We start from the raw sequence: 18280 nt of genomic DNA on the forward strand, positions 1-18280 counted from the left end.
CCATCACTCCTCCCCCCCAAGAGCAGCATGTGCGGCAAACGCATTTAAGGAAAGCCGCGGAGTGGAGGCTTCACGGTTTCAGGTGGGCCAGCGGGCGTCGGATTTGGCGGCGTTGATGGCGGCCTGGCCGGCGGGGCGCATGCGTCCGGCGGCTGTCAGGGCCTTGACCTTGTCGGCGTTGATTCTCGACCAGCGGCTTCGGCGGGTGCGCGGGGAGTAGCGCTGGAGGTAGTAGTCGGCGTCGAAGGCCCGGCGGTGGCTGTCGATCCAGCCGTGGCACAGCGCCTCGTCCAGGGCGTCGCCGATGGCGACGGTCACCTCGGCGCTGCTCTTCTTGGCGATCTTCAGCCAGACCTCGCGCTCGGTGTCGTGGTGCTCGGCGAGCCACCGCCTCCAGGCGTCGAGGTCGGCGAGGATCAGTGCGTTCTCGGTCATCGTGGCCCCTTCCCTGCTCATGGCATCGATGCTGTCAGCCAAAGTGCTCACCGAATGAGCACTTTTCCGGGCATCCTTGATGCGTGAGAGCAGATCGTCTGGTGGCCGTCCTGCTGCTGATGCAGTCGCGCGGACGCGTGACGGCGGCGGAGATCGCCGCCGAACTGGAGGTCTCGGTCGCCACGACCCGGCGCGACCTGGAGGCGCTGTCGTCCGCGGGCATCCCGGTGTATCCCCAGGCTGGACGGGGTGGAGGCTGGAGTCTGCTCGGGGGCGCCCGGACCGATCTGACCGGGCTCAAGTCGTCCGAGGCGAGGGCGCTGTTCCTGCTGCTCGGCCCGGCCGCCGCGATCGCACCGGAGGCCAAGGCGGCGCTGCGGAAGCTGGTGCGCGCGCTGCCTTCGACGTTCCGCCAGGAGGCCGAGGCGGCGGCGGACGCGATCGTGGTCGATCCGGCCGGCTGGGGTGAGCACCGCCGCGTCCGGCCCGTCCTAGTCGACCTGCTGGAGGACGCGGTCGTCCGGCGCCGGAAGACGCGTCTCACCTACTCCGGCCGGGAGCGCCTGATCGACCCGCTCGGCCTCGTCGACAAGGACGACACCTGGTACCTGATCGCCGGGACGGCCGATGGCCGGCGCACGTTCCGGGTCGACCGAATCACCGACGCCGAGGTCAGCGAAGAGCAGTTCACGCGTCCGGCGGACTTCGACCTCACCCGGGCATGGGACGAGGTCGTCACCACCATGGAGGCACGGCGCTCAACGACCACGGCCACCGCGACCATCGAGGCGCGCTACCTGCCCGTCCTGCGCAACCATTTCGGACGCCACTGCGAAGTGCTCGTCCACGGCGACCGAGTCCGCGTCGCACTTACTGCCCCGACCCCCTTGGACATCGCCCGCCAACTCGCGGGCTGGGGCGACGCGGTCATCGTGGAGGAGCCTCAGAGCGTCCGGGACGAACTGGCATCCCTGGCCGCCCAGCTCACCGCCGTCTACGGTCAGAGGTGAACCCGCAGGTCAGGAGCCTGCGTGCGTGGTGGCGAAGAGGCTGCGGGTCTTGGTGCCGTCGGGCGCGGTCCACGAGCTGGCGAGGTGGCCGGTGGCGCCTTCGGGCAGGGTGGACGCGCCGTCCGAGCCAGGCTCCAGGACGCGGCGCATGCGGACGGCCACGCCGTGCGGACTGCGCAGCTCCGTGCACTCCTCGTCATCGATGGCGGTGAGCACCGTGGCGTCCAGGCCGTTGCCCTCATAAGAGCAGGTGACCTCGCGGTCGGGGGTGTCGCTCTTGCTCTGGGCCTGCGCCTCGGCGCGCCCCTCGATCAGGGCGACGAGCTGCGTGACCAGCACCGGGTCCTGGTAGCCGTCGTAGATCCAGCGCCGCCCGAGGACGCCGTGCTCCATGTTGCCGATCAGCGCGTCGTCGGCCCCTTCGAGCGGCGCGCCGCGGTAGGTCATCGGGACGAGGTAGGTGGTCGGCTCGTCGCCCGAGGTGTCGGTGACGACCATGAACTCGATGCCGACCTCGCCCTCGGGGTCATCCAGCCGGAACCCGCCCACCTTGCCCAGCTCCGGCTCGTCCCCGCCCCGGAACCAGGGCCGCGACGGCAGCCAGAGATCCAGCAACTCCAACTTGGACGGCTTGACTTCGGTGTTGTGGATAACAGCCATACCGAGGCTCCCCCTGACGTGAACGGAACGACCTCTCGATCTTCCCACCCCGACCCCAGCAGCAAGGAGACCAGGACCCACGCCGAACGACCCGTCCCAGACCAATCCCAGGACGGGCCGCCGCAAGCCTCTACCTGAGCCGCCCCAACAACTGGCCGAACTCTTCCCGGGTCACCCACACATGCGGCACGTCAGGTGCCTTCGAGTCACGGATGCCTACCGCAGGATGCAACGCGGCCACCTCGACGCATTCGCTGCTCCCCGAGGCGCCGGAGTAGCTTGACTTGCGCCATTGGGGGACGTGGTTGGTCACGAAGCCTCCCTGATCGATCTGATCAGCTCCTCGGACTCCGACACCGTCAGAGCCTCGCCTCGGAACTGATCGAACCTCAGAGCCAGCTTGAAAACAAGCCTCGGTGGTTCGACCATGTGCCCGAGGTCGATGGCACCCTCGACGTAGCCGAGATCTGCCTCGTCGCTGTAGCCGAACAGGACGAACGGACAGTCGTACGCGGCCGCACCGGTGGGGATCACCTGAATGGCGATGTTGGGTCGCCTGGCCAGGTCGAGCAAGTGGTCGAGTTGCTCCCGGTGCACTTCTCGACCACCGACAGGTTCACGCAGCACGGCTTCCTTGATGAGCACCGCCACGTGCGGTGGATCTTCGCGTTCGAGGATGCCCTGCCGCGCCAGCCGGACGGCGAGCATCTGCTCCACCTTGTCCTCCTTCTCCCACGTGCTGAGAACAGCGCGCGCGTAGGACTCCGTCTGCAGGAGCCCTGGGATCAGCATGGGCGCGAACATGCGGATGGAGTCGGCTTTGGACTCCTGTCGGGTGTAGCTCAAGAAGCCGGGGGTCAGCTCGGCGTCGCGGAGGATGAGCCAGTACTGGTCTTCGAAGACGTCCGTGTCGAAGAGGATGTCGAGTCGCTTCGCCACGTGGTCGTTCGGGATGCGGTAGAGGTTCTCGATCGCGCTGATCATCTTGTTGGACACGTTGCAGAACGCGCCGACCTCGGTCTGGCTCATGCCCTCGCGTTCGCGGTAGGTGCGGAGCTTGTGGGCGAAGAGGGCGTGGTTGCTCGATCGGGGGTCGAAGTCGCGGCGGTCCTGCTCGTCACCGTCCTGGGGCTTGCGCTGGGGAGGCATCGTCGGCTCCTCGGTTCGATTGTTCGCGGACGCCCATCTGTTCGCGGAGCGTAACTCGATGAATCCGTTCCGTGTCGGGTGTTCACGGAAAGTGGCGGCGGCAATTCCGGGGCGCGGCGTCCGGATCTTGTCGGACGGGCCGTCCGAAAAGGGGGGCGGCGTTTTGCGTGCGGCGCGCGCGGTAGGTCGAAAGCGTCGGTATCTATGAGGAGTGAAAGGCGATGGCCCTCCACCTGGGACGCAGAGAAAAGGCGACGACCGAAACGCCGCCCCGCCGCTGGCCCTGGTCACCCCGCCCGGACGGAACCCGGCCCTGGACGCGCCGCACGTCCGACGCGTCGTCCACCCGGACCGTCGTGGTCAAGCGCCGCGCGGGACGCTGGCGCCGGATGCGGCACAACCCGATCAGCCTCGCGATCCTGGCCGCCGGAATCGCGGCCGCCGCGATCCTCGTCCTCGGAATCCTGCTGACTTTGGGTAACGCGAACCCGTCCAACTCCCTCGTGCACGCCACGCTGCACGCCGGCAGCTGGCTCGCCACCCCGTTCCACGACGTCTTCCCGCGCCCCAACCCGAAACACCAGCTCTACCTGAACTGGGGCATCGCGGCCGGCGTCTACTACGTCCTGTCCCGCGTCCTGTCCTGGCTGACCCGCTTCTGACTACTCGAATTCAGCGGTGTCCAGCGCGAACCCGAACGGCTCGGGCAACTTGAGGCAGCTCCCGAACGCCACGCGCATCGATTCCTTGTACTCTCCCCACTCCCCATCCGGATTGGAGAACAGGACGGCCCGCCGTTTCGGCTGGTCGATCACCAGGAAATGCGGCAGCTCAGCCTTCGCGTAGCAGCGGCGCCTCCGCTTGCGGTCCTCCTTCTGCCCGGACGAGATGACCTCGACGACCATGGTCACCTCGTCCGGGTGCATCCATGGGCCGGCGCCCCTGAAAGGCCTGAGTTCGCGGGGCGCGAGAACGCCGTCCGGGATCACGTGGTTCGGCGGGCCCTCGCCGTCCGGCAGGATCAGCCCCTTCGCGCCCGACCAGGACATCCTGGTGCCCGAGCATCGGTGGATCTGCCAGACAAGGGTGTCGAGGATGTCCTCGTGGTCTCCTTCGGCGGGTCCCGTCACCACCATCTCCCCTTCGATGAGTTCAAGTCGGAGCCCTTCGGGCATTTCGATCTCGTAGAAGATGTCAAGGAGCGCCCGGTCGACGAAGTTCAGCTCTCGCGTCAGCCGTCCCGAGTTCTCGTCCACCGCGCTTGAGACAACCGGCATAAGCGCCGCCTCTCCGTAATGGGTCCGACACACCGGGCTTCGACCCTAGCCAGCCATTACCCTCCGTGTCGGCCCTTTCACGGCTACAAGGAGGCTGTAGAACGGCCCGGTCAGGGGGCGAGGCGGGCGGCCTCCTGGGCGGCTTCTTGGGTGTCGAGGCTCGGGCCTTGTCAGTGGCCGAGGGCGAGGGTGAGGAGGTGGTGCCAGTTGAGGGGTGGGGCTGAGCGGGGGGTGCCGGGGCGGTTGCGGGGGACTAGGACCGTTAGGGCGGCTGGGTGGAGGGTGCAGAGGACGGGGGTGGGGAGGTGGAGGGCCTCGCCGTCTACGGCGACGGGGATTTCGGTGCTGTCGGCGGTTACTTCGACGCGCTGGGCCGTCAGGACGGTCATGCCGGTGGATTTCGAGCCGCGGACGGCCAGGTCGGCGGCTTGGGCGGCGCCTTCCACGCAGATGCCGATGACGCCCATCTCGCCGGTGTCCAGGCGGGGGCGGCGGCCGGCGCCGCCGATTTCGTCCGGGGATGTGTAGGGGTTGTTGCTGACGAGAAGGGCTTGCTGGGACTTCAGGGTGGTGTCGTCGGCGCGGGCATCCAGGCGGTGGGCGTTGTCGCCGACGAGGAGGTCGGGCATAAGGTTCAGCATTGTCTCGGTCTTGGCGTCGCGGTATTCAGGGCGCTGGACGACGTCCGCGTAGACGCCGAACGAGACGGTGTTGACGAACGCGCGGCCCGCGACCTCGCCGAGGTCGACGTGCAGGTACTCGCCGTCGGTCAGGGCGTCCAGGCAGCGGGACGGGTCGGACCGGTCGAGGCCGAGGTCCATGGCGAAGTGGTTGCGGGTTCCGGCGGAGATCACGAGGAAGGGCAGGCCGTGTTCGGCGGCGACGCAGGCGACGAGGGCCTGGGTGCCGTCGCCGCCCGCGACGCCGAGCAGGTCCGCGCCTTCGGCGGCGGCCTTGCGGGCGAGGGCGGCGACGTCGGTCTGGGTGGACGTGTCCAGGACGTGCACCTGGGCGCCGAGGTCCTTCGCCTTCTCGACCAGGTCGAAGCGGCCGACCTTGCCGCCGCCGGACTTCGGGTTCATGATCAGAAAGGGCCTCGCCGGGGGTGCGGCCGGGGTCGGGCGGGCTCGGTACGGGTCGGCCCGGCGGAGGGCGGCTCGGGCGCAGGCCAGCGTCGCCGACCAGCACACCGCGAGCAGCAGGACGTCGAGCCAGAGGCGTTCGAAAGCGAACAGGACCAGGATGGCGACGGGCGCGGCGATGATCAGGCATGCGCCGAGGAGTCGTCTCGCGCCCCGGTAGGCGAGGAAGCACCAGGCGCCGGCGGCGCAGACGACCAGGCCGAGGAGCCCGCCGCCGACGATCAGGAAGCCGGCCTGGCCGATCGCGAACACCAGGACGGCGAGGACGCCGGCTGCCGCGAGCAGTGCCGCGCGCGCGAGCAGGCGTGCGGCCGAAGTATCGTCCATTCCGCCCCCATACCCCGTCCCACCAGGGAAGACATTTCCCGCGGCCGGGACGGCAAAACGGTGTCAGCGGCGTGTCAGCGGGCCGGGCCAAGGTGGGCGCATGAGCGAACTTGTCGTGCCCTCCGCCGACGGCCGTCTGGTCAGCGCAGTCGTGGAAGGGGACGGGACGAACCTGCTGATCGTCCATCCGGGAGGCGGCGACGTCTCGGCCTGGGACGAGGTCGTGCGCTTCCTGCCCGACTTCCGGACGGCAAGGATCCGGCGGCGGATCTACGTGCGCGATGCCGAGATCGCACTCCCCCACTCCATGCGGGTCGAGGCGTCCGACATCGTGGCGGTTGCTCGGCAGCTGGACGCGCCGGTGCTGCTCGTCGGCCATTCGTCGGGCGCGGTCGCGGCGATGGAGGCGGCGCTGATGGACCGCTCGGCCTTCGCGGGGATGTTCCTCTACGAGCCGCCGATGCCCACGAAGGAGCTGGTCGCGGGCGCGGCGGGCGTCCGGGCGCGCGAGCTGCTCGATGCCGGGGAGCCCGCCGAGGCGATGCGGGTGCATTTGCGGGACATCGTCCAGATGCCCGCCGACTGGGTGGACATGGTGTTCGCGCATGAGGAGGCGAGGGCCGCGTTCGCGGCGGTGGCGGCGGCGCAGATCGCCGACAACGAGGCGATCGACGCGCTCGGCACCGGAATCGGACGGTTCGCCGCGCTCGACCTGCCGACGACGCTGCTCGAAGGCGACCAGAGCCCGTCCCACCTGCGGGAACGCCTGGCCGACCTGGCGGACGTCCTGCCCGATGCGCGCGTCGTCACGCTTGCGGGGCACGGGCACGTCGCGCACATCACCGCGCCGGAGCCGCTCGCGGAGGCCGTCCGCGAGGCGGCGCGGCAGGTCAGCTCTTGATCCAGTCGATCGCGACGGCCACGACGACGGCGTTGAAGAAGAACCCCAGGACGCTGTGGACGGCGACCTTCCGGCGCATCGGCGAGGACAGGACGTTCACGTCGGACGTGGCGAACGACGTCCCGATCGTGAAGGAGAAGTAGACGAACTCCGTGATGGTCGGGTACTCGCACTTCGGGAACTCCAGGCCGCCGTCCGCGACGAAGGCGCGCGCGTACAGGTTGCTGTAGGCGGCGTGCAGCACCGTCCACGAGACGAAGATCGTCGTGGCGGCGATCGCGTCCCTGGTGCTGTTGTGCCCGCTGTGGGAGGTGACGATCGCGAGCCCGCTGGCCAGCCCGGACCCGCTGGCCACGGTCGCCAGGATGGACGAGTACCACTGCGGCCCGACCAGGTCCCGGAGCTCGGCCTCCTGCCGGGCGGCGGGGAGCCGCTCATGCATGAGCCGCCATCCGAAGCCGAGGTAGAGCACCGCGACCGCGTTCCACGCGACGAGGATCAAGACGCCCGCGGTGCCGGCCCTGAACGGGAGCAACCAGGCCACCCCGAGCGCGATGAGCGCCAGTTCCAGCACCCAGAGCAACCACTTCATCACGGAGACAAGATAAAGGACGCGAGAAGCAGTTGAAGCGACGTCACAAGCAGGTGAAAGGCGTCAGAGCCGGATGAAGTCGTACTGGAGCTTGTTGGCCTGCGGCTCCTTGGGGCTGTGCCCGACGGCCACCCAGTCGTCGCCCAGCCCTTGGAGCCAGCCGGGGAACATGCCCAAGCGCTGCCCGGTGTCGGCCCGGTAGACGAGGACGCGCGGCCGGTCGCCCGTCGCTCCGGTGATCGCGACCAGGCGGCTGGTGACGCTCGTCTTCCAGCTGGCCGACGTCCCTTCCAAGCCCGGATCGGGGGCGGTCCAGAGGCGGCGGCCGGTCGCGAAGTCGAGCAGCGAGAGCGCGCCGCGGTCGGCCTGCGTCCGGACGAGCAGGGTCCGTCCGTCGCCGTCGATCGGGACGGCCTGGTCGGCGGCGCGCCAGACCGTCCGGCCGGTGGCCAGGTCGAAGACCTGCGGGAACCCGTTGTCGGTGGACGCCGCGATGCGCGTGCCCGCGCCGATCAGGGTCAGGCCGGTGCTGTCCGGGACGAGGCGCTTCACGCAGCTTCCGTCCGCCGCGCGCCCGCCGAAGATCTGGCGCTGCCACCGCTTCGCACCGGACGCGGCGTCCGCCGAGGTGACGGTGACGGTGCAGCGGTTGTCGCCCTCGGGCGGATCGTTCTGGATCGCGACCAGGCTGCCGCCGACCGCCAGCTCGGTCCAGCTCCGCGCGGAGACGCGTCCCGGTAGGGGCGTGCCGGACGCGGCGTCGCGCGCGCCGAACGACGGGTTCCCGGTCGGCTCCATGCTCGCCGCGATGAGGCGTCCGGTGGGCGGGACGTCCGGCCGCCGCGCGCCGATGTCGTCCTCGGAGAGCCAGGCGTCGCCGGGCCTGGTCCATTTCGGCGCGCCGGACCGCGGGTCGTAGCGGGTGACGGCGCACGCCTTGCCCGCGCACGCGCCGGCGAAGATCGCGTCCTGGGTGATCCGGGCGTAGGCGATCCCGGCCTTCCGCCACAGGACGCGGCCGGTGGACGAGTCGAGCACCGTGACCTCCCGGACGTCCGACTGCTCCCGCGCGACCTGGACCACCAGGTCGCGGACGATGCGGATGCCCAGCCGCGGCGAGGACGGAACGCTCCACAGGCGTCGTCCGGACGCCGGGTCGACGCCCAGCACGGCTTCGTCGTTCTTGATGACCAGGACCCGCCCGGCCATGGCCGTGGTGGCCAACCCGGTCGGTCCGACGAACGACCAGGCCGGAGCCGGTCCCTCGCGCGGGTCCGGCGCGGGACCGCCGCCGGACGAGCACGCCGTCGCCGTCGCGGCGAGCAGCGCGCCCAGGACCATCCATCGACGTGATCGCGTCATCGGCGGCATGCCCCGCATTATCGCGATCAGCGGCGGTTCGCGCTCCCGGGTTTGAATTTGCACTCACTGGTTGAGTGATTACACCACTCGGTGTACTTTCGGGATCGTCGAGGCAGGACGCCGCACAACAGCGAAACCCAGGGGGTTGCGATGTCTTACCCGCAGGACCGGTACCACGGCGAGGGCGGCGAGATCAGCGCGTCGTTCCGGGCGGCCGCGTCGAAGCCGGAGCTGGCGAGTCCCACCGGGATGGAGACGTACTACCTGGCGACCGGCAAGCCCACCGGGCGCGAGCACGACATCTCCACCGACGGCGACTTCGGGCTCTACCACGTGCGCAACCTGCCGGCCGGCGGCGGCACCGGAACGCACTTCCACCGGACGATGTCCGAGTCGTTCTTCGTCACGGACGGCACGCTCGGCGTCTTCGACGGGGAGCGGTGGCGCGAGGCGTCCAAGGGCGACTTCCTGTACGTCCCGGCGGGCGGGCTGCACTCGTTCACCAACCGGTCGGACGACCCGGTCTCGTTCCTGATGCTGTTCGCACCCGGCGCGCCCCGCGAGGAGTACTTCGAAGGCGTCGGCCACCTGGCCGGGCTGTCGCAGCAGGAGCGCGAGGACTTCTTCCTCGCGCACGACAGCTACTTCATGGACCTGAGCGACGGCCCCAGGCCCGCCGGACGCTGAGCGCGGGCGGGCGCGCCCATATACTGCACCGGTCGGTGCAGAACGGAGTGGAGGAGGCCGGGCGTGACGTCCACCGGACGGCCCGAGAAGCGGCGCGCGATCATGGACGGCGCGCGCAAGGTGTTCGGACGGGACGGCTACACGCGCGCCGGCATGGACGCCATCGCGGACGAGGCGAAGGTCTCCAAGCGGACGATCTACAACCACTTCGCCGACAAGGAGCACCTGTTCCAGGCCGTCGCGGTCGAGGGCGGGCAGCAGGTCACCGACGCGGTCAAGCACCTGATGGACCTGCACCTGCTGAAGATCCTGGACCTGGAGGAGGACCTGCTCGCGTTCAGCCGCGACCGGGCCGCGACGATCACCGGGTTCCCGGACCACTTCGCGCTGGTCCGGGCGCTGGAGGCCGAGGTCACCCGGATCCCGCGGCCGGTGCTGGACCGGTGGATCGCGGCGGGCCCGCAGACCGCGCACGAGCGGCTCGCGCCGTACCTGGCGCGGATCGCCGAGCGCGGGCTGCTCGACCTGCCCGACCCGGTGACGGCGGCGCTGCACTTCAACCAGCTGACCGTCGCGGTGATCATCCAGCGGACCTTCTACGGCGCGCTGCCGCTCCCCGCCGAGGAAACGGAAAGGCTGCTGCGCGACGGCGTGCGCGCGTTCCTTCGCGCATACCGTCCGGCATCGCCCTGAAACGTGCTATTTTCGTGCCGTTCGCCGGCACGAAAATACGGGTGATGTCATGACGGATGCCTGCGAGAACTGCGGTACATCCCTGACACAACAGGCTGGTCCGGGACGTAAGCGGCGGTTCTGCAACGCCACCTGCCGCAGCGCGGCCCGCCGGGCGCGTGCCGGAAACCGTGCCAAGAATTCGCAAAGTGTAAATGAACGCTTGACAGCAAATTCCGCCGGTGACAGCTTGGGTCGGGTGCCCGAAACGCCTGGCGCGGCGGGCGGCGGGCTGGCCGAGGTGGCCGCCGCCGCCGAGGCCGTCCGACGGGCGGACGACCACCTGCGCGCGGCCGTCGAGGCGGCGCGCGCCTCCGGACGCACCTGGCAGGAGGTCGGCGACGCGCTCGGCATCACCCGGCAGGCGGCGTTCCAGCGGTTCGGGCGTCCCATCGATCCGAGAACGGGGACTCCCATGTCGACCAACGTCCTTCCCGGGGCGGGCGCCCGATGACCCGCCCCATGAACCGCCCGACGACCCGCCGCACCACCCTTCCGAAACCCGGCCGCACCGCCCAGCCGAAACCCGGCCGCACCGCCCAGCCGGAAACCGGCCGCGCCGCCGTTGCGGACGCCCGCCGCGCCTCGTCTCCGAAAGGCCGCGCGTCCCGTCCGGGCGGGGTCGCGCGCCTCGCGGCCGTCGCCGCCGCCGTGCTGGCCGGGGTCACGGCCTGCGCCACCAGCGCGCCCGTCCAGAGCGCGGCGGGCGGGCGCACCGCCGCCGGGAAGGCGGCGGACAAGCAGCTCCAGTGGATCGTCCAGGCGTCCCACCACCTGCCGATCAGCGACGCCGACGCCCAGACGCACATCGAGCCCGCGACGCTCCGCACGCTCGGCGGCGCGGGCGGGCTGAACAAGTCGCTGCGCCGGATCGGGCCGCTCAGCCCGGAGCTGCCGCCGGTCGGAGCGCGGGGGCGCGCGGTCGGCTGGTTCAACGGAGCGCGCAAGACCACGCTGCTCGGCACGGCCGCGACGAACGCGTCGGGCCAGATCGCGGGCCTGTACTTCGCCAAGCAGCCCGGATCCTGGTCCGAGCTGGACGGCGAGATGCGCAAGCAGGCGCCGGACGTCGCGTTCGCGACCGCCGAGATCGGCAAGGACGGCCGCTGCAAGGTCCTGCACGGCGTGAACGCCGACACGCCGCGCCCGCTCGGGTCGGCGTTCAAGCTGTACGTGCTCGGCGCGCTCTCCGACGCCGTCGCCGCGCACCGGGTCTCCTGGAACACCAAGCAGCCGATCATGGACGCCTGGAAGAGCCTGCCCTCCGGCGTGCTCCAGGACAAGCCCGCGGGCACCGAGTTCACGCTCGCGAACTACGCCGAGCACATGATCGCGATCAGCGACAACACCGCCGCCGACCACCTGATCAACCGGCTCGGGCGGGACGCGGTCGAGCGCGCCGTCCCGGCGATGGGGAACCGGCACCCGCAGGGCATGCTGCCGTTCCTGACCACCCGCGAGGTCTTCGCGCTGAAGGGCTCGGACTACCCTGCCACCGCGAAGAGCTACCTCGCGCTGCCGCCCGCCAAGCGGTACGGCGCGCTGCCCCCGCTGGACGTGACGCCGACGTCGAAGCTCCGCGCCTGGCAGGAGCCCCGCGACATCGACACGATCGAGTGGATGGCGTCCCCGAACGACATGTGCGCGGCCTTCAAGGGCCTGCGCGACCGCGCCGCCAAGCCCGGCCAGGCCGAGGTGGGCAAGGCGCTGAGCATGAACGACGGCGGCATCGAGCTCGACCCGAAGACCTACCGGACGGTCTGGTTCAAGGGCGGCAGCGAGCCCGGCGTGCTCACCGGCAACTACATGGCCCGCACCGCCTCCGGCCGGACGGTCGTCACCAGCGTGATGATGTCCAACCCGAAGGCCGTCATCCCGGGCACCACCGAGCTGAACATGCTCGCCTTCGCCCGCGCCGGCTTCAAGCTCGCCGAGGCCTCCGACGCCTGACGAACGACCGCGGCCAGGCCAGGGCCGACCAAGGCCGAGGCCGACGCCTGATGAACGGTCGCGTCCCCCGTCCCGCGCGCCGGGACGGGGGACGACGCGTGTCCGCCGCGGACTAGTCGGCGTTGGTGAGGCCGGTCAGGCGCTCGACGGCCTCGACGTACTCCTCGATGAGGTCGTAGACGACCTGCGCGGCCGGTCTGACCTGGTTCATGCTGCCGACGATCTGCCCGACGGGGAAGGTGACCAGCTCGCCGTCGCCGGACCGGGCGATCCGCGGCAGCGCGTCCGCGACCAGCATGAACTGCATGGGCATCGGGAGCGTGCCGGGCGACGACTCGCCCTCCCACGCGTCCGTCCACGCGGTCTTGAGGAACCGGGCGGGCTTCCCCGTCCAGGCCCGCGACCGGACGGTGTCCCGGGACGTCGCGTCCAGCAGCTTCGGCATGGCGCGCTCGGGGGTGTCGGCCTCGTCGACCGTGAGCCAGATCGAGCCGGTCCAGACGCCCTCCGCGCCGAGCGCGAGCCCGGCGGCGACCTGCCGGCCGCGGCCGATGCCCCCGGCGGCGAGGACGATCGTGCCGTCGCCCACCGCGTCCACGACCTCGGGGATGAGGACCATCGTGGAGACCTCGCCGGTGTGGCCGCCCGCCTCGGTGCCCTGCGCGACGATGATGTCCACACCGGCGGCCACCTGCTTGGCCGCGTGCCGGGCGCTGGACGCCAGCCCCGCGACCTTGACGCCGTGCCCGTGCGCCAGCTCGACCACGTCCGCCGGGGGCGGGCCGAGCGCGCTGGCCAGCAGCGCGATGTCGTGCCGGAGCGCGACCTCGACCTGCGGGCGGGCCGTCTGGTCCGTCCAGCCGAGCAGCGCGCGGCCGGCCTTCTCGGCGGGCGGCTCGACGCCGTGCTCGGCGAGCAGTCCCTCCAGGAAGTCGCGGTGCTCCTGCGGGATCATCGCCTGGAGCCGGCCGAGCAGCTCCTCGGCGTCGCCCGCGTCCGCGCCCTCGTACTTGGCGGGCATCACGACGTCCACGCCATACGGCTTGCCGCCGGCGTGCTCGTCGATCCACTTCAGCTCGACCTCGAGCTCCTCGGGGGTGAAGTACAGGGCGCCGAGGACGCCCATGCCGCCGGCGCGGCTCACTGCCGCGACCACGTCGCGGCAGTGACTGAACGCGAAGATCGGGTACTCGATGCCGAACAGTTCGGTGGCTCGTGTCCGCACCCGACGAACATAACCCCCACCGAGCCGAAACTGCAACAGGTTCTAGTTTGCGAGATCGCTGGAATCTCCGGACCCTGGCGTGGACGGCTTAGAACGCGTACTACAAAACCCCGCCGCGCGCGGCGACGGGGTGGGAGGGAACGGGGAGGTCAGTCGCGGCCGAGGCGGCGCGGCTGGCGGCGGGCGCGGGCGGAACCCGCGGGCGGGTGGGAGCGGCGGCGGACACCGGGCGGCGGGCCCGTGGCGAGGCCGCCGAACCGCCCGTCCGGGCCGCGCGGGGCCGGGGGCGGCGGCGGGAGGCGGCGGCCGTTCAGCAGCGTGATCGCCGAACCGGCGCCGAGCATGCCGAGCCCGGCGACCAGCGCCAGGACGGGCCCGTAGATCCGGGTCCAGGCGATCTCCATGGCGGAGTCGTTCGACAGCTTCGCCAGGGCCTTCTGGTCCGCCGGGACGGTGATCATGTCGGCGTCCGCGACGATCAGCTTGCCGGTGCCGTCCCGGGTGCGGAGCGACTGGGTGATCTTCTGCTCGTGCTTGACCGGGATGCCGGTGCGCGGGTCCACCCACTGGGTGTTGACGGCCTCGAAGTAGCGGTCGACGTGCTGCGGGTAGGCGTTCTTCCCGAGCCCGAGCATGTCGCCGGGCAGCTTGACGTCCATCGTCTCGACCTTGGCGAGCGGAACCTGCTGGACGAACTTGTAGGTGTCGATCCCGTTGAGTTCCTCGTCGCCGGTGTACTTCATCGGCAGCGTGCGGCGCGTGGTGGTGTCGTAGAACGGGTAGTCGCGGCGGTGCACGTCCGCGATCGGGTAGAGCAGCCCGTACCCGAACATCTTCACGTTGACGTCGCCGCCGACGTTGGCCGCGCAGCAGTTCACCAGCTGCGCGGTGCGGCGGTCGAAGGCCATCCGGAAGGCCTGGAGGTCGATCTGCTTGCCGGTGGACTTGTCGGTGATCGTGGTCGAGGAGTCCCAGACGGCGATCCGGCCGTTGCCGCCGTTGGCCTTCACGTCGCCGCGGATGGTGGTGTCGGCGACCAGGGTCATGCCCTTGCGGACCTTCAGCGTCGCCATGTCGAAGACGCTGGCGTTCGCGGCCTCCAGCCGGACCCGCTCGTAGCGGTTCAGCGGCGCCTGGATCACCTGGGACGAGACGTAGAACCGGATCAGCGGGGCGAGGGTGGCGAGGAACGCGCCCAGGACGACCAGCACGAGTCCCAGCGAACGCCGCATCTCACCTCCCGGACGACCGGTCCCCGGTCCCACCGGCCCCTCCCGGCCAGGTCTCCGTGGCGGGCAGGCCGGAGGGTCCCTGACCAGGCCAGCGGCCCGGCATGTCCGGTTACCCTACAGGATCAGCCGTCCCGTCCCCGCCCCCTCCGACCCCTGTCCGCCCCGCCTGCGGCGCCCGGTCCGCCCCCGTCCACCCCCGGCAGGAACGTCCCATGAGCCTTCGCCCACCCGCCGTCCTGGAGCGCCGCTGGCTGGCGCTCCTGGCCGCGCTGACGGCGGCCTTCATGGACCTGGTGGACGTGACGGTCGTGAACGTCGCCCTCCCCCGCATCCAGCACGATCTGCACGCCGGTCCGGCGCTCGGGCAGTGGACGGTGTCCGCCTACGCCCTCGGCTACGCGCTGCTGCTCGTCACGGGCGGACGGCTCGGCGACATCCTCGGCCGCCGCCGCGTGCTGCTCGCCGGGCTGGCCGGGTTCGTGGCCGTCTCGGCGGCGGCCGGGGCCGCGCACTCCCCCGGCGTCCTGATCGCGGCGCGGGCGGCGCAGGGCGTGTTCGCCGGGGTGATGGTCCCGCAGACGCTGTCGGTGATCAGCGTCCAGTTCCCGCCCGGACGGGCCCGCGCCCGCGCGTTCACCCTCTACGGGATGCTGCTCGGCGCGGCCCAGGTCGGCGGCCCGCTGCTCGGCGGGATCCTGCTGCACTACGACCTGGCCGGGCTCGGCTGGCGCGCGATCTTCCTGGTGAACGTCCCGGTCGGGCTCGCCGCTCTCGCCGGGGCGGCCCGCTGGATGGACGACTCGCGCGCGACGCCCCCTCCCCGGCTCGATCCGGCCGGGGTCGTGCTGGTCAGCGCCGCCGCGCTCGCGCTGACGCTGCCGCTCGTCCAGGGGCGGGAGCGCGGCTGGCCGCTGTGGAGCCTGCTGCTGCCGGTCGCGGGCGTCCCGGCGCTGGCGGCGTTCGCGGCGGTGGAGCGGCGGCGCGAGCGGCTCGGGCTGAGCCCGCTCGTCCCGCCGTCGCTGCTGCGCCGCCGCTCGTTCTCGGCCGGGCTGCTGGTGACGACGGCGCTGTTCGGCGCGGTCGCGGCCTGCTTCATCGCGCTCACCTGGGGGCTCCAGACCGGGCTCGGCTGGTCGCCGCTCAAGGTGGCGCTGACCGGCGCGGCCTGGCCCGCCGGGATGGCCTGCACCGCCCAGCCGACGCACCGGCTCGGGCCGCCGCGCGCCCGGGCGTTCGTCCGGACGGGCGCCCTGGTCATGGCGTGCGGCGTCGCGGCCGTTGCGGGCGCTTTCGCCGCCACCGGGACGGACCTGCGGCCCTGGAACCTGCTGCCCGGCCTGTTCTGCGCCGGTATCGGCATGGGACTGGCGCTGCCGGTGCTGGCCAACGCCGTCCTCGCGGACGTCCCGCCGGACGCGTCGGGCGCGGCGTCCGGCGTCTACAACTCGGTGACCCAGTTCGCGGGCGTCCTCGGCGTCGCGGTGGCCGGAATCGCCTTTTACGGCACGTCCGGCCAGGTCACAGGCCCTTCACCGGCCGCCCGGACGCTGGCCGTCGCCGCGATCGCGCTGCTGATCGCCGCCGCGCTGTCCCCACTTCTCCCCCGAAAGCTGCCCTGGGCCGAGCCGGAAAGGACCCCGGACGGGCGGCCGTCCCGGTTCGCGGCGATCCGGGCTAGCCTGCTCCGACACGTCCACCCCGGGAGGTCGCGCTGAGCACCGCACGTGTGACCGTCGTCGTCCCGACCCGGAACTCCGCCCGGACGCTGGAGCGCTGCCTGGCCTCGCTGCGCGCGCAGTCCGCGCCGGTCGAGCTGGTCGTGGTGGACAACGCGTCCACCGACGGGACGCCGGAGATCGCCGCCGCCTACGCCGACCGGCTGCTGGCGGGCGGGCCGGAGCGCAGCGCGCAGCGGAACCTCGGCTGGCGCGCGGCGTCCACCGGCGTCGTGGCGTTCGTCGACTCGGACATGGTCGCCTCCCCCGGCGTCGCCGCCGAAGCGGCCGAGGCGTTCGACGCCGATCCGGGGCTCGGCGGGTTGGTCATCCCGGAGGAGTCGTTCGGGCAGGGGTTCTGGGCGCGGGCGCGGGCCGTGGAGAAGCGCGCCTACCTGGGCGATCCGGCCGTGGAGGCCGCGAGGATCTTCCGCCGGACGGCCCTGGACCGCGTCGGCGGCTACGACGAGGGCCTCAGCGCCTTCGAGGACTGGGACCTCGCCGACCGGGTCGCCGCGACCGGGCTGCGCATCGGCCGGACGTCCTCGGGCGTCCTGCACGACGAGGGCCGCATCACGCTGCGCTCCGCCTACCGGAAGCGGCGCTACTACGGGCGCTGGCTGCCCGCCTACCGGACGCGTCCGACCGCGCGCTCGTTCGGACGCGGCGGGACGCTCCGCAGGCTCCCGCTGCTCAGCTCCCCGGTGACCGCCGCCGGGGTGATCGTGCTCAAGGCGACCGAGACGGCCGGGCTGCTCGCGGGCGCCCGCGCGGCCGGGAGGGACGGCTCGTGACCACCACCGCCCCGGCCTCCGCTCCCCCCTCGCGCCTGCCGGTGATCTCCGGACGCCAGGACGCGCTGGACGGCGTCCGCGCGATCGCGGCGCTGATGGTGCTGCTGTTCCACGTCGCGGCCAGCACCGGCTACCTGCTGCGGCCGCCGACGATGCTGGTCAGGCTGCTGTCGCGCGGCGAGATCGGGGTGCCGATCTTCTTCGTCCTGTCCGGGCTGCTGCTCTACCGGCCGTGGGCCGCCGGGGCGCTCGGTCTGAGACCCGCTCCCGGCACGCGCGGCTACCTGTGGCGGCGCGTGCTGCGGCTCATGCCCGCGTACTGGGTGGTCATGGCGGTGGCGCTCGGCCTCTACAGCCGCGACCACCTGTCGGACGTGCCGAGCCTGCTCGGCCTCACGACGCTCGCCTACGGCTTCGATCCGCATCCGTGGTGGACCGACCACCTGGGCCCCAAGGGACTCGGGCAGATGTGGAGCCTGAGCGTCGAGGCGTCCTACTACGTGGCGCTGCCCGTGCTGGCGTTACTGCTGGACCGGTGGGCGCGGCGTGGCCAGTCGGTCGGCGAGCGGGCGAAGCGGCTCCTGTACGCGCTGGGCGCCATGGCCGTGGGATCGGTCGTGTACGCGGTCGCCATGCTGGAGACGCCCAATCCGCCCTACTGGGGAAGCCTGCTTCCGCAGTACCTCGGGTGGTTCGGCGCGGGGATGGCGCTGGCCGTGGTGACGGTCTGGGCGAACGCCGTCCCGGTCGGCCCGGCGGCCCGGTTCTCCCGGACGGTCGCCGACTCGGCGCCGGTCTGCTGGGCGGCGTGCGCGCTCGTGTACGTCATCGCGTCCACGCCGATCACCGGGCTCTCCCGGCTGAACTCCGTCAACGGCTGGACGACCGGGTTCAGCGTCGTCCTGTACGGGCTGGTCGCGGTGCTGCTGGTCGCCCCGGCCGCGCTCGCCCCGGCGGACGACCCGGTCGTCGGCCGCGTGCTCGGCAACCCGGTGCTGGCGTTCCTCGGCCGGATCTCCTACGGGATCTTCCTCTGGCAGTTCGTGGTGATCTTCGTCTGGTTCGACCTGACCGGGCACGCGCCGTTCAG

General features: G+C 71.6%; 19 protein-coding genes and 1 pseudogene. 10 read left to right on the top strand and 10 right to left on the bottom strand.

Going from position 1 to position 18280, the window contains the following annotated elements; translation table 11 throughout:
• Positions 1–78 precede the first annotated feature (78 nt).
• Positions 79–456 (bottom strand): YdeI/OmpD-associated family protein, encoded by a 378-nt coding sequence (locus FHU30_RS02220; protein WP_253870828.1) that lies wholly within the window; start codon positions 454–456, stop codon positions 79–81.
• 62 nt (positions 457–518) lie between these two features.
• Here FHU30_RS02220 and FHU30_RS02225 point away from each other — a divergent pair, with 62 nt between their 5' ends.
• A complete protein-coding gene (locus FHU30_RS02225) occupies positions 519–1445 on the top strand; it encodes a helix-turn-helix transcriptional regulator (protein WP_253870830.1) in 927 nt (308 codons plus the stop codon).
• A gap of 9 nt (positions 1446–1454) precedes the next feature.
• Here FHU30_RS02225 and FHU30_RS02230 read toward each other — a convergent pair whose 3' ends face one another.
• From FHU30_RS02230 to FHU30_RS02240, 3 genes are all read right to left on the bottom strand, one after another.
• Positions 1455–2105, bottom strand: coding sequence for a maltokinase N-terminal cap-like domain-containing protein (locus FHU30_RS02230; RefSeq protein ID WP_253870833.1), 651 nt, complete (start codon positions 2103–2105; stop codon positions 1455–1457).
• 130 nt (positions 2106–2235) lie between these two features.
• The gene (locus FHU30_RS02235; RefSeq protein ID WP_253870835.1) at positions 2236–2418 is read right to left on the bottom strand and encodes a DUF397 domain-containing protein; all 183 of its coding nucleotides are present in this window, start codon (positions 2416–2418) and stop codon (positions 2236–2238) included.
• A complete protein-coding gene (locus tag FHU30_RS02240) occupies positions 2415–3254 on the bottom strand; it encodes a helix-turn-helix domain-containing protein (protein ID WP_253870837.1) in 840 nt (279 codons plus the stop codon). Before FHU30_RS02240 ends, FHU30_RS02235 begins: the two co-directional genes overlap by 4 nt.
• Before the next feature lie 221 nt (positions 3255–3475).
• Between FHU30_RS02240 and FHU30_RS02245 the strand changes: the two genes are divergently transcribed.
• Positions 3476–3916 (top strand): hypothetical protein, encoded by a 441-nt coding sequence (locus FHU30_RS02245; protein ID WP_253870839.1) that lies wholly within the window; start codon positions 3476–3478, stop codon positions 3914–3916.
• Here the strand turns inward: FHU30_RS02245 and FHU30_RS02250 are convergent, their stop codons facing one another.
• Positions 3917–4531 (bottom strand): Uma2 family endonuclease, encoded by a 615-nt coding sequence (locus FHU30_RS02250; RefSeq protein WP_253870841.1) that lies wholly within the window; start codon positions 4529–4531, stop codon positions 3917–3919.
• Between the two features lie 170 nt (positions 4532–4701).
• Complete coding sequence (locus tag FHU30_RS02255; protein WP_253870843.1) at positions 4702–6000, bottom strand: diacylglycerol/lipid kinase family protein; 1299 nt, start codon at positions 5998–6000, stop codon at positions 4702–4704.
• Between the two features lie 100 nt (positions 6001–6100).
• Here FHU30_RS02255 and FHU30_RS02260 point away from each other — a divergent pair, with 100 nt between their 5' ends.
• Positions 6101–6901, top strand: a complete 801-nt coding sequence (locus FHU30_RS02260; RefSeq protein WP_253870845.1) for an alpha/beta fold hydrolase — start codon at positions 6101–6103, stop codon at positions 6899–6901.
• On the opposite strand, the gene FHU30_RS02265 is transcribed toward FHU30_RS02260, so the two are convergent.
• Positions 6891–7493: a DUF1345 domain-containing protein gene (locus tag FHU30_RS02265; RefSeq protein WP_253871865.1), complete on the bottom strand. Its 603-nt coding sequence runs from the start codon at positions 7491–7493 to the stop codon at positions 6891–6893. The genes FHU30_RS02260 and FHU30_RS02265 overlap by 11 nt on opposite strands.
• Before the next feature lie 63 nt (positions 7494–7556).
• Positions 7557–8864 carry an outer membrane protein assembly factor BamB family protein gene (locus FHU30_RS02270; protein WP_253870847.1) on the bottom strand — a complete coding sequence of 436 codons (1308 nt, stop codon included), beginning with the start codon at positions 8862–8864 and terminating at the stop codon, positions 7557–7559.
• Positions 8865–9005: 141 nt separating this feature from the next.
• Between FHU30_RS02270 and FHU30_RS02275 the strand changes: the two genes are divergently transcribed.
• The 4 genes from FHU30_RS02275 (at position 9006) to FHU30_RS02290 (ending at position 12224) form a co-directional block, all read left to right on the top strand.
• Positions 9006–9542 carry a cupin domain-containing protein gene (locus FHU30_RS02275; RefSeq protein WP_253870849.1) on the top strand — a complete coding sequence of 179 codons (537 nt, stop codon included), beginning with the start codon at positions 9006–9008 and terminating at the stop codon, positions 9540–9542.
• Between the two features lie 63 nt (positions 9543–9605).
• A complete protein-coding gene (locus FHU30_RS02280) occupies positions 9606–10235 on the top strand; it encodes a TetR/AcrR family transcriptional regulator (RefSeq protein WP_253870851.1) in 630 nt (209 codons plus the stop codon).
• A 238-nt stretch (positions 10236–10473) separates the two neighbouring features.
• On the top strand, positions 10474–10728 hold the full coding sequence (locus tag FHU30_RS02285) for a hypothetical protein (protein WP_308211159.1): 255 nt from the start codon (positions 10474–10476) through the stop codon (positions 10726–10728).
• Positions 10729–10736: 8 nt separating this feature from the next.
• A complete protein-coding gene (locus FHU30_RS02290) occupies positions 10737–12224 on the top strand; it encodes a serine hydrolase (protein WP_253870853.1) in 1488 nt (495 codons plus the stop codon).
• Positions 12225–12336: 112 nt separating this feature from the next.
• Here FHU30_RS02290 and FHU30_RS02295 read toward each other — a convergent pair whose 3' ends face one another.
• Both FHU30_RS02295 and pgfA read right to left on the bottom strand, forming a co-directional pair.
• Positions 12337–13449, bottom strand: a complete 1113-nt coding sequence (locus FHU30_RS02295; protein ID WP_253870855.1) for an NAD(P)H-dependent flavin oxidoreductase — start codon at positions 13447–13449, stop codon at positions 12337–12339.
• Between the two features lie 149 nt (positions 13450–13598).
• Complete coding sequence (pgfA, locus tag FHU30_RS02300) at positions 13599–14681, bottom strand: cell envelope lipid trafficking protein PgfA (protein ID WP_253870858.1); 1083 nt, start codon at positions 14679–14681, stop codon at positions 13599–13601.
• Between the two features lie 212 nt (positions 14682–14893).
• Here pgfA and FHU30_RS02305 point away from each other — a divergent pair, with 212 nt between their 5' ends.
• The 3 genes and pseudogenes from FHU30_RS02305 to FHU30_RS02315 form a co-directional block, all read left to right on the top strand.
• A complete protein-coding gene (locus FHU30_RS02305) occupies positions 14894–16396 on the top strand; it encodes an MFS transporter (protein WP_253870860.1) in 1503 nt (500 codons plus the stop codon).
• An 11-nt stretch (positions 16397–16407) separates the two neighbouring features.
• A complete protein-coding gene (locus FHU30_RS02310; protein WP_253870862.1) occupies positions 16408–17190 on the top strand; it encodes a glycosyltransferase family 2 protein in 783 nt (260 codons plus the stop codon).
• 95 nt (positions 17191–17285) lie between these two features.
• Positions 17286–18275, top strand: a pseudogene (locus tag FHU30_RS02315) (acyltransferase family protein); the annotation flags it as partial.
• Positions 18276–18280: the final 5 nt, after the last annotated feature.

The organism is Actinomadura rupiterrae (genome assembly GCF_024172125.1).
In the GTDB taxonomy this organism is placed as follows: Bacteria; Actinomycetota; Actinomycetes; order Streptosporangiales; family Streptosporangiaceae; genus Spirillospora; species Spirillospora rupiterrae.

What these genes read in the sequence shown, in the direction of transcription:
- FHU30_RS02220 (WP_253870828.1), bottom strand. Translation starts at nt 456, where the DNA reads ATGAGCAGGGAAGGGGCCACGATGACCGAGAACGCACTGATCCTCGCC.
- FHU30_RS02255 (WP_253870843.1), bottom strand. Translation starts at nt 6,000, where the DNA reads ATGGACGATACTTCGGCCGCACGCCTGCTCGCGCGCGCGGCACTGCTC.
- FHU30_RS02265 (WP_253871865.1), bottom strand. Translation starts at nt 7,493, where the DNA reads ATGAAGTGGTTGCTCTGGGTGCTGGAACTGGCGCTCATCGCGCTCGGG.
- FHU30_RS02260 (WP_253870845.1), top strand. Translation starts at nt 6,101, where the DNA reads ATGAGCGAACTTGTCGTGCCCTCCGCCGACGGCCGTCTGGTCAGCGCA.
- FHU30_RS02290 (WP_253870853.1), top strand. Translation starts at nt 10,737, where the DNA reads ATGAACCGCCCGACGACCCGCCGCACCACCCTTCCGAAACCCGGCCGC.
- FHU30_RS02250 (WP_253870841.1), bottom strand. Translation starts at nt 4,531, where the DNA reads ATGCCGGTTGTCTCAAGCGCGGTGGACGAGAACTCGGGACGGCTGACG.
- FHU30_RS02240 (WP_253870837.1), bottom strand. Translation starts at nt 3,254, where the DNA reads ATGCCTCCCCAGCGCAAGCCCCAGGACGGTGACGAGCAGGACCGCCGC.
- FHU30_RS02230 (WP_253870833.1), bottom strand. Translation starts at nt 2,105, where the DNA reads ATGGCTGTTATCCACAACACCGAAGTCAAGCCGTCCAAGTTGGAGTTG.
- pgfA (WP_253870858.1), bottom strand. Translation starts at nt 14,681, where the DNA reads ATGCGGCGTTCGCTGGGACTCGTGCTGGTCGTCCTGGGCGCGTTCCTC.
- FHU30_RS02275 (WP_253870849.1), top strand. Translation starts at nt 9,006, where the DNA reads ATGTCTTACCCGCAGGACCGGTACCACGGCGAGGGCGGCGAGATCAGC.
- FHU30_RS02245 (WP_253870839.1), top strand. Translation starts at nt 3,476, where the DNA reads ATGGCCCTCCACCTGGGACGCAGAGAAAAGGCGACGACCGAAACGCCG.
- FHU30_RS02270 (WP_253870847.1), bottom strand. Translation starts at nt 8,864, where the DNA reads ATGCCGCCGATGACGCGATCACGTCGATGGATGGTCCTGGGCGCGCTG.
- FHU30_RS02305 (WP_253870860.1), top strand. Translation starts at nt 14,894, where the DNA reads ATGAGCCTTCGCCCACCCGCCGTCCTGGAGCGCCGCTGGCTGGCGCTC.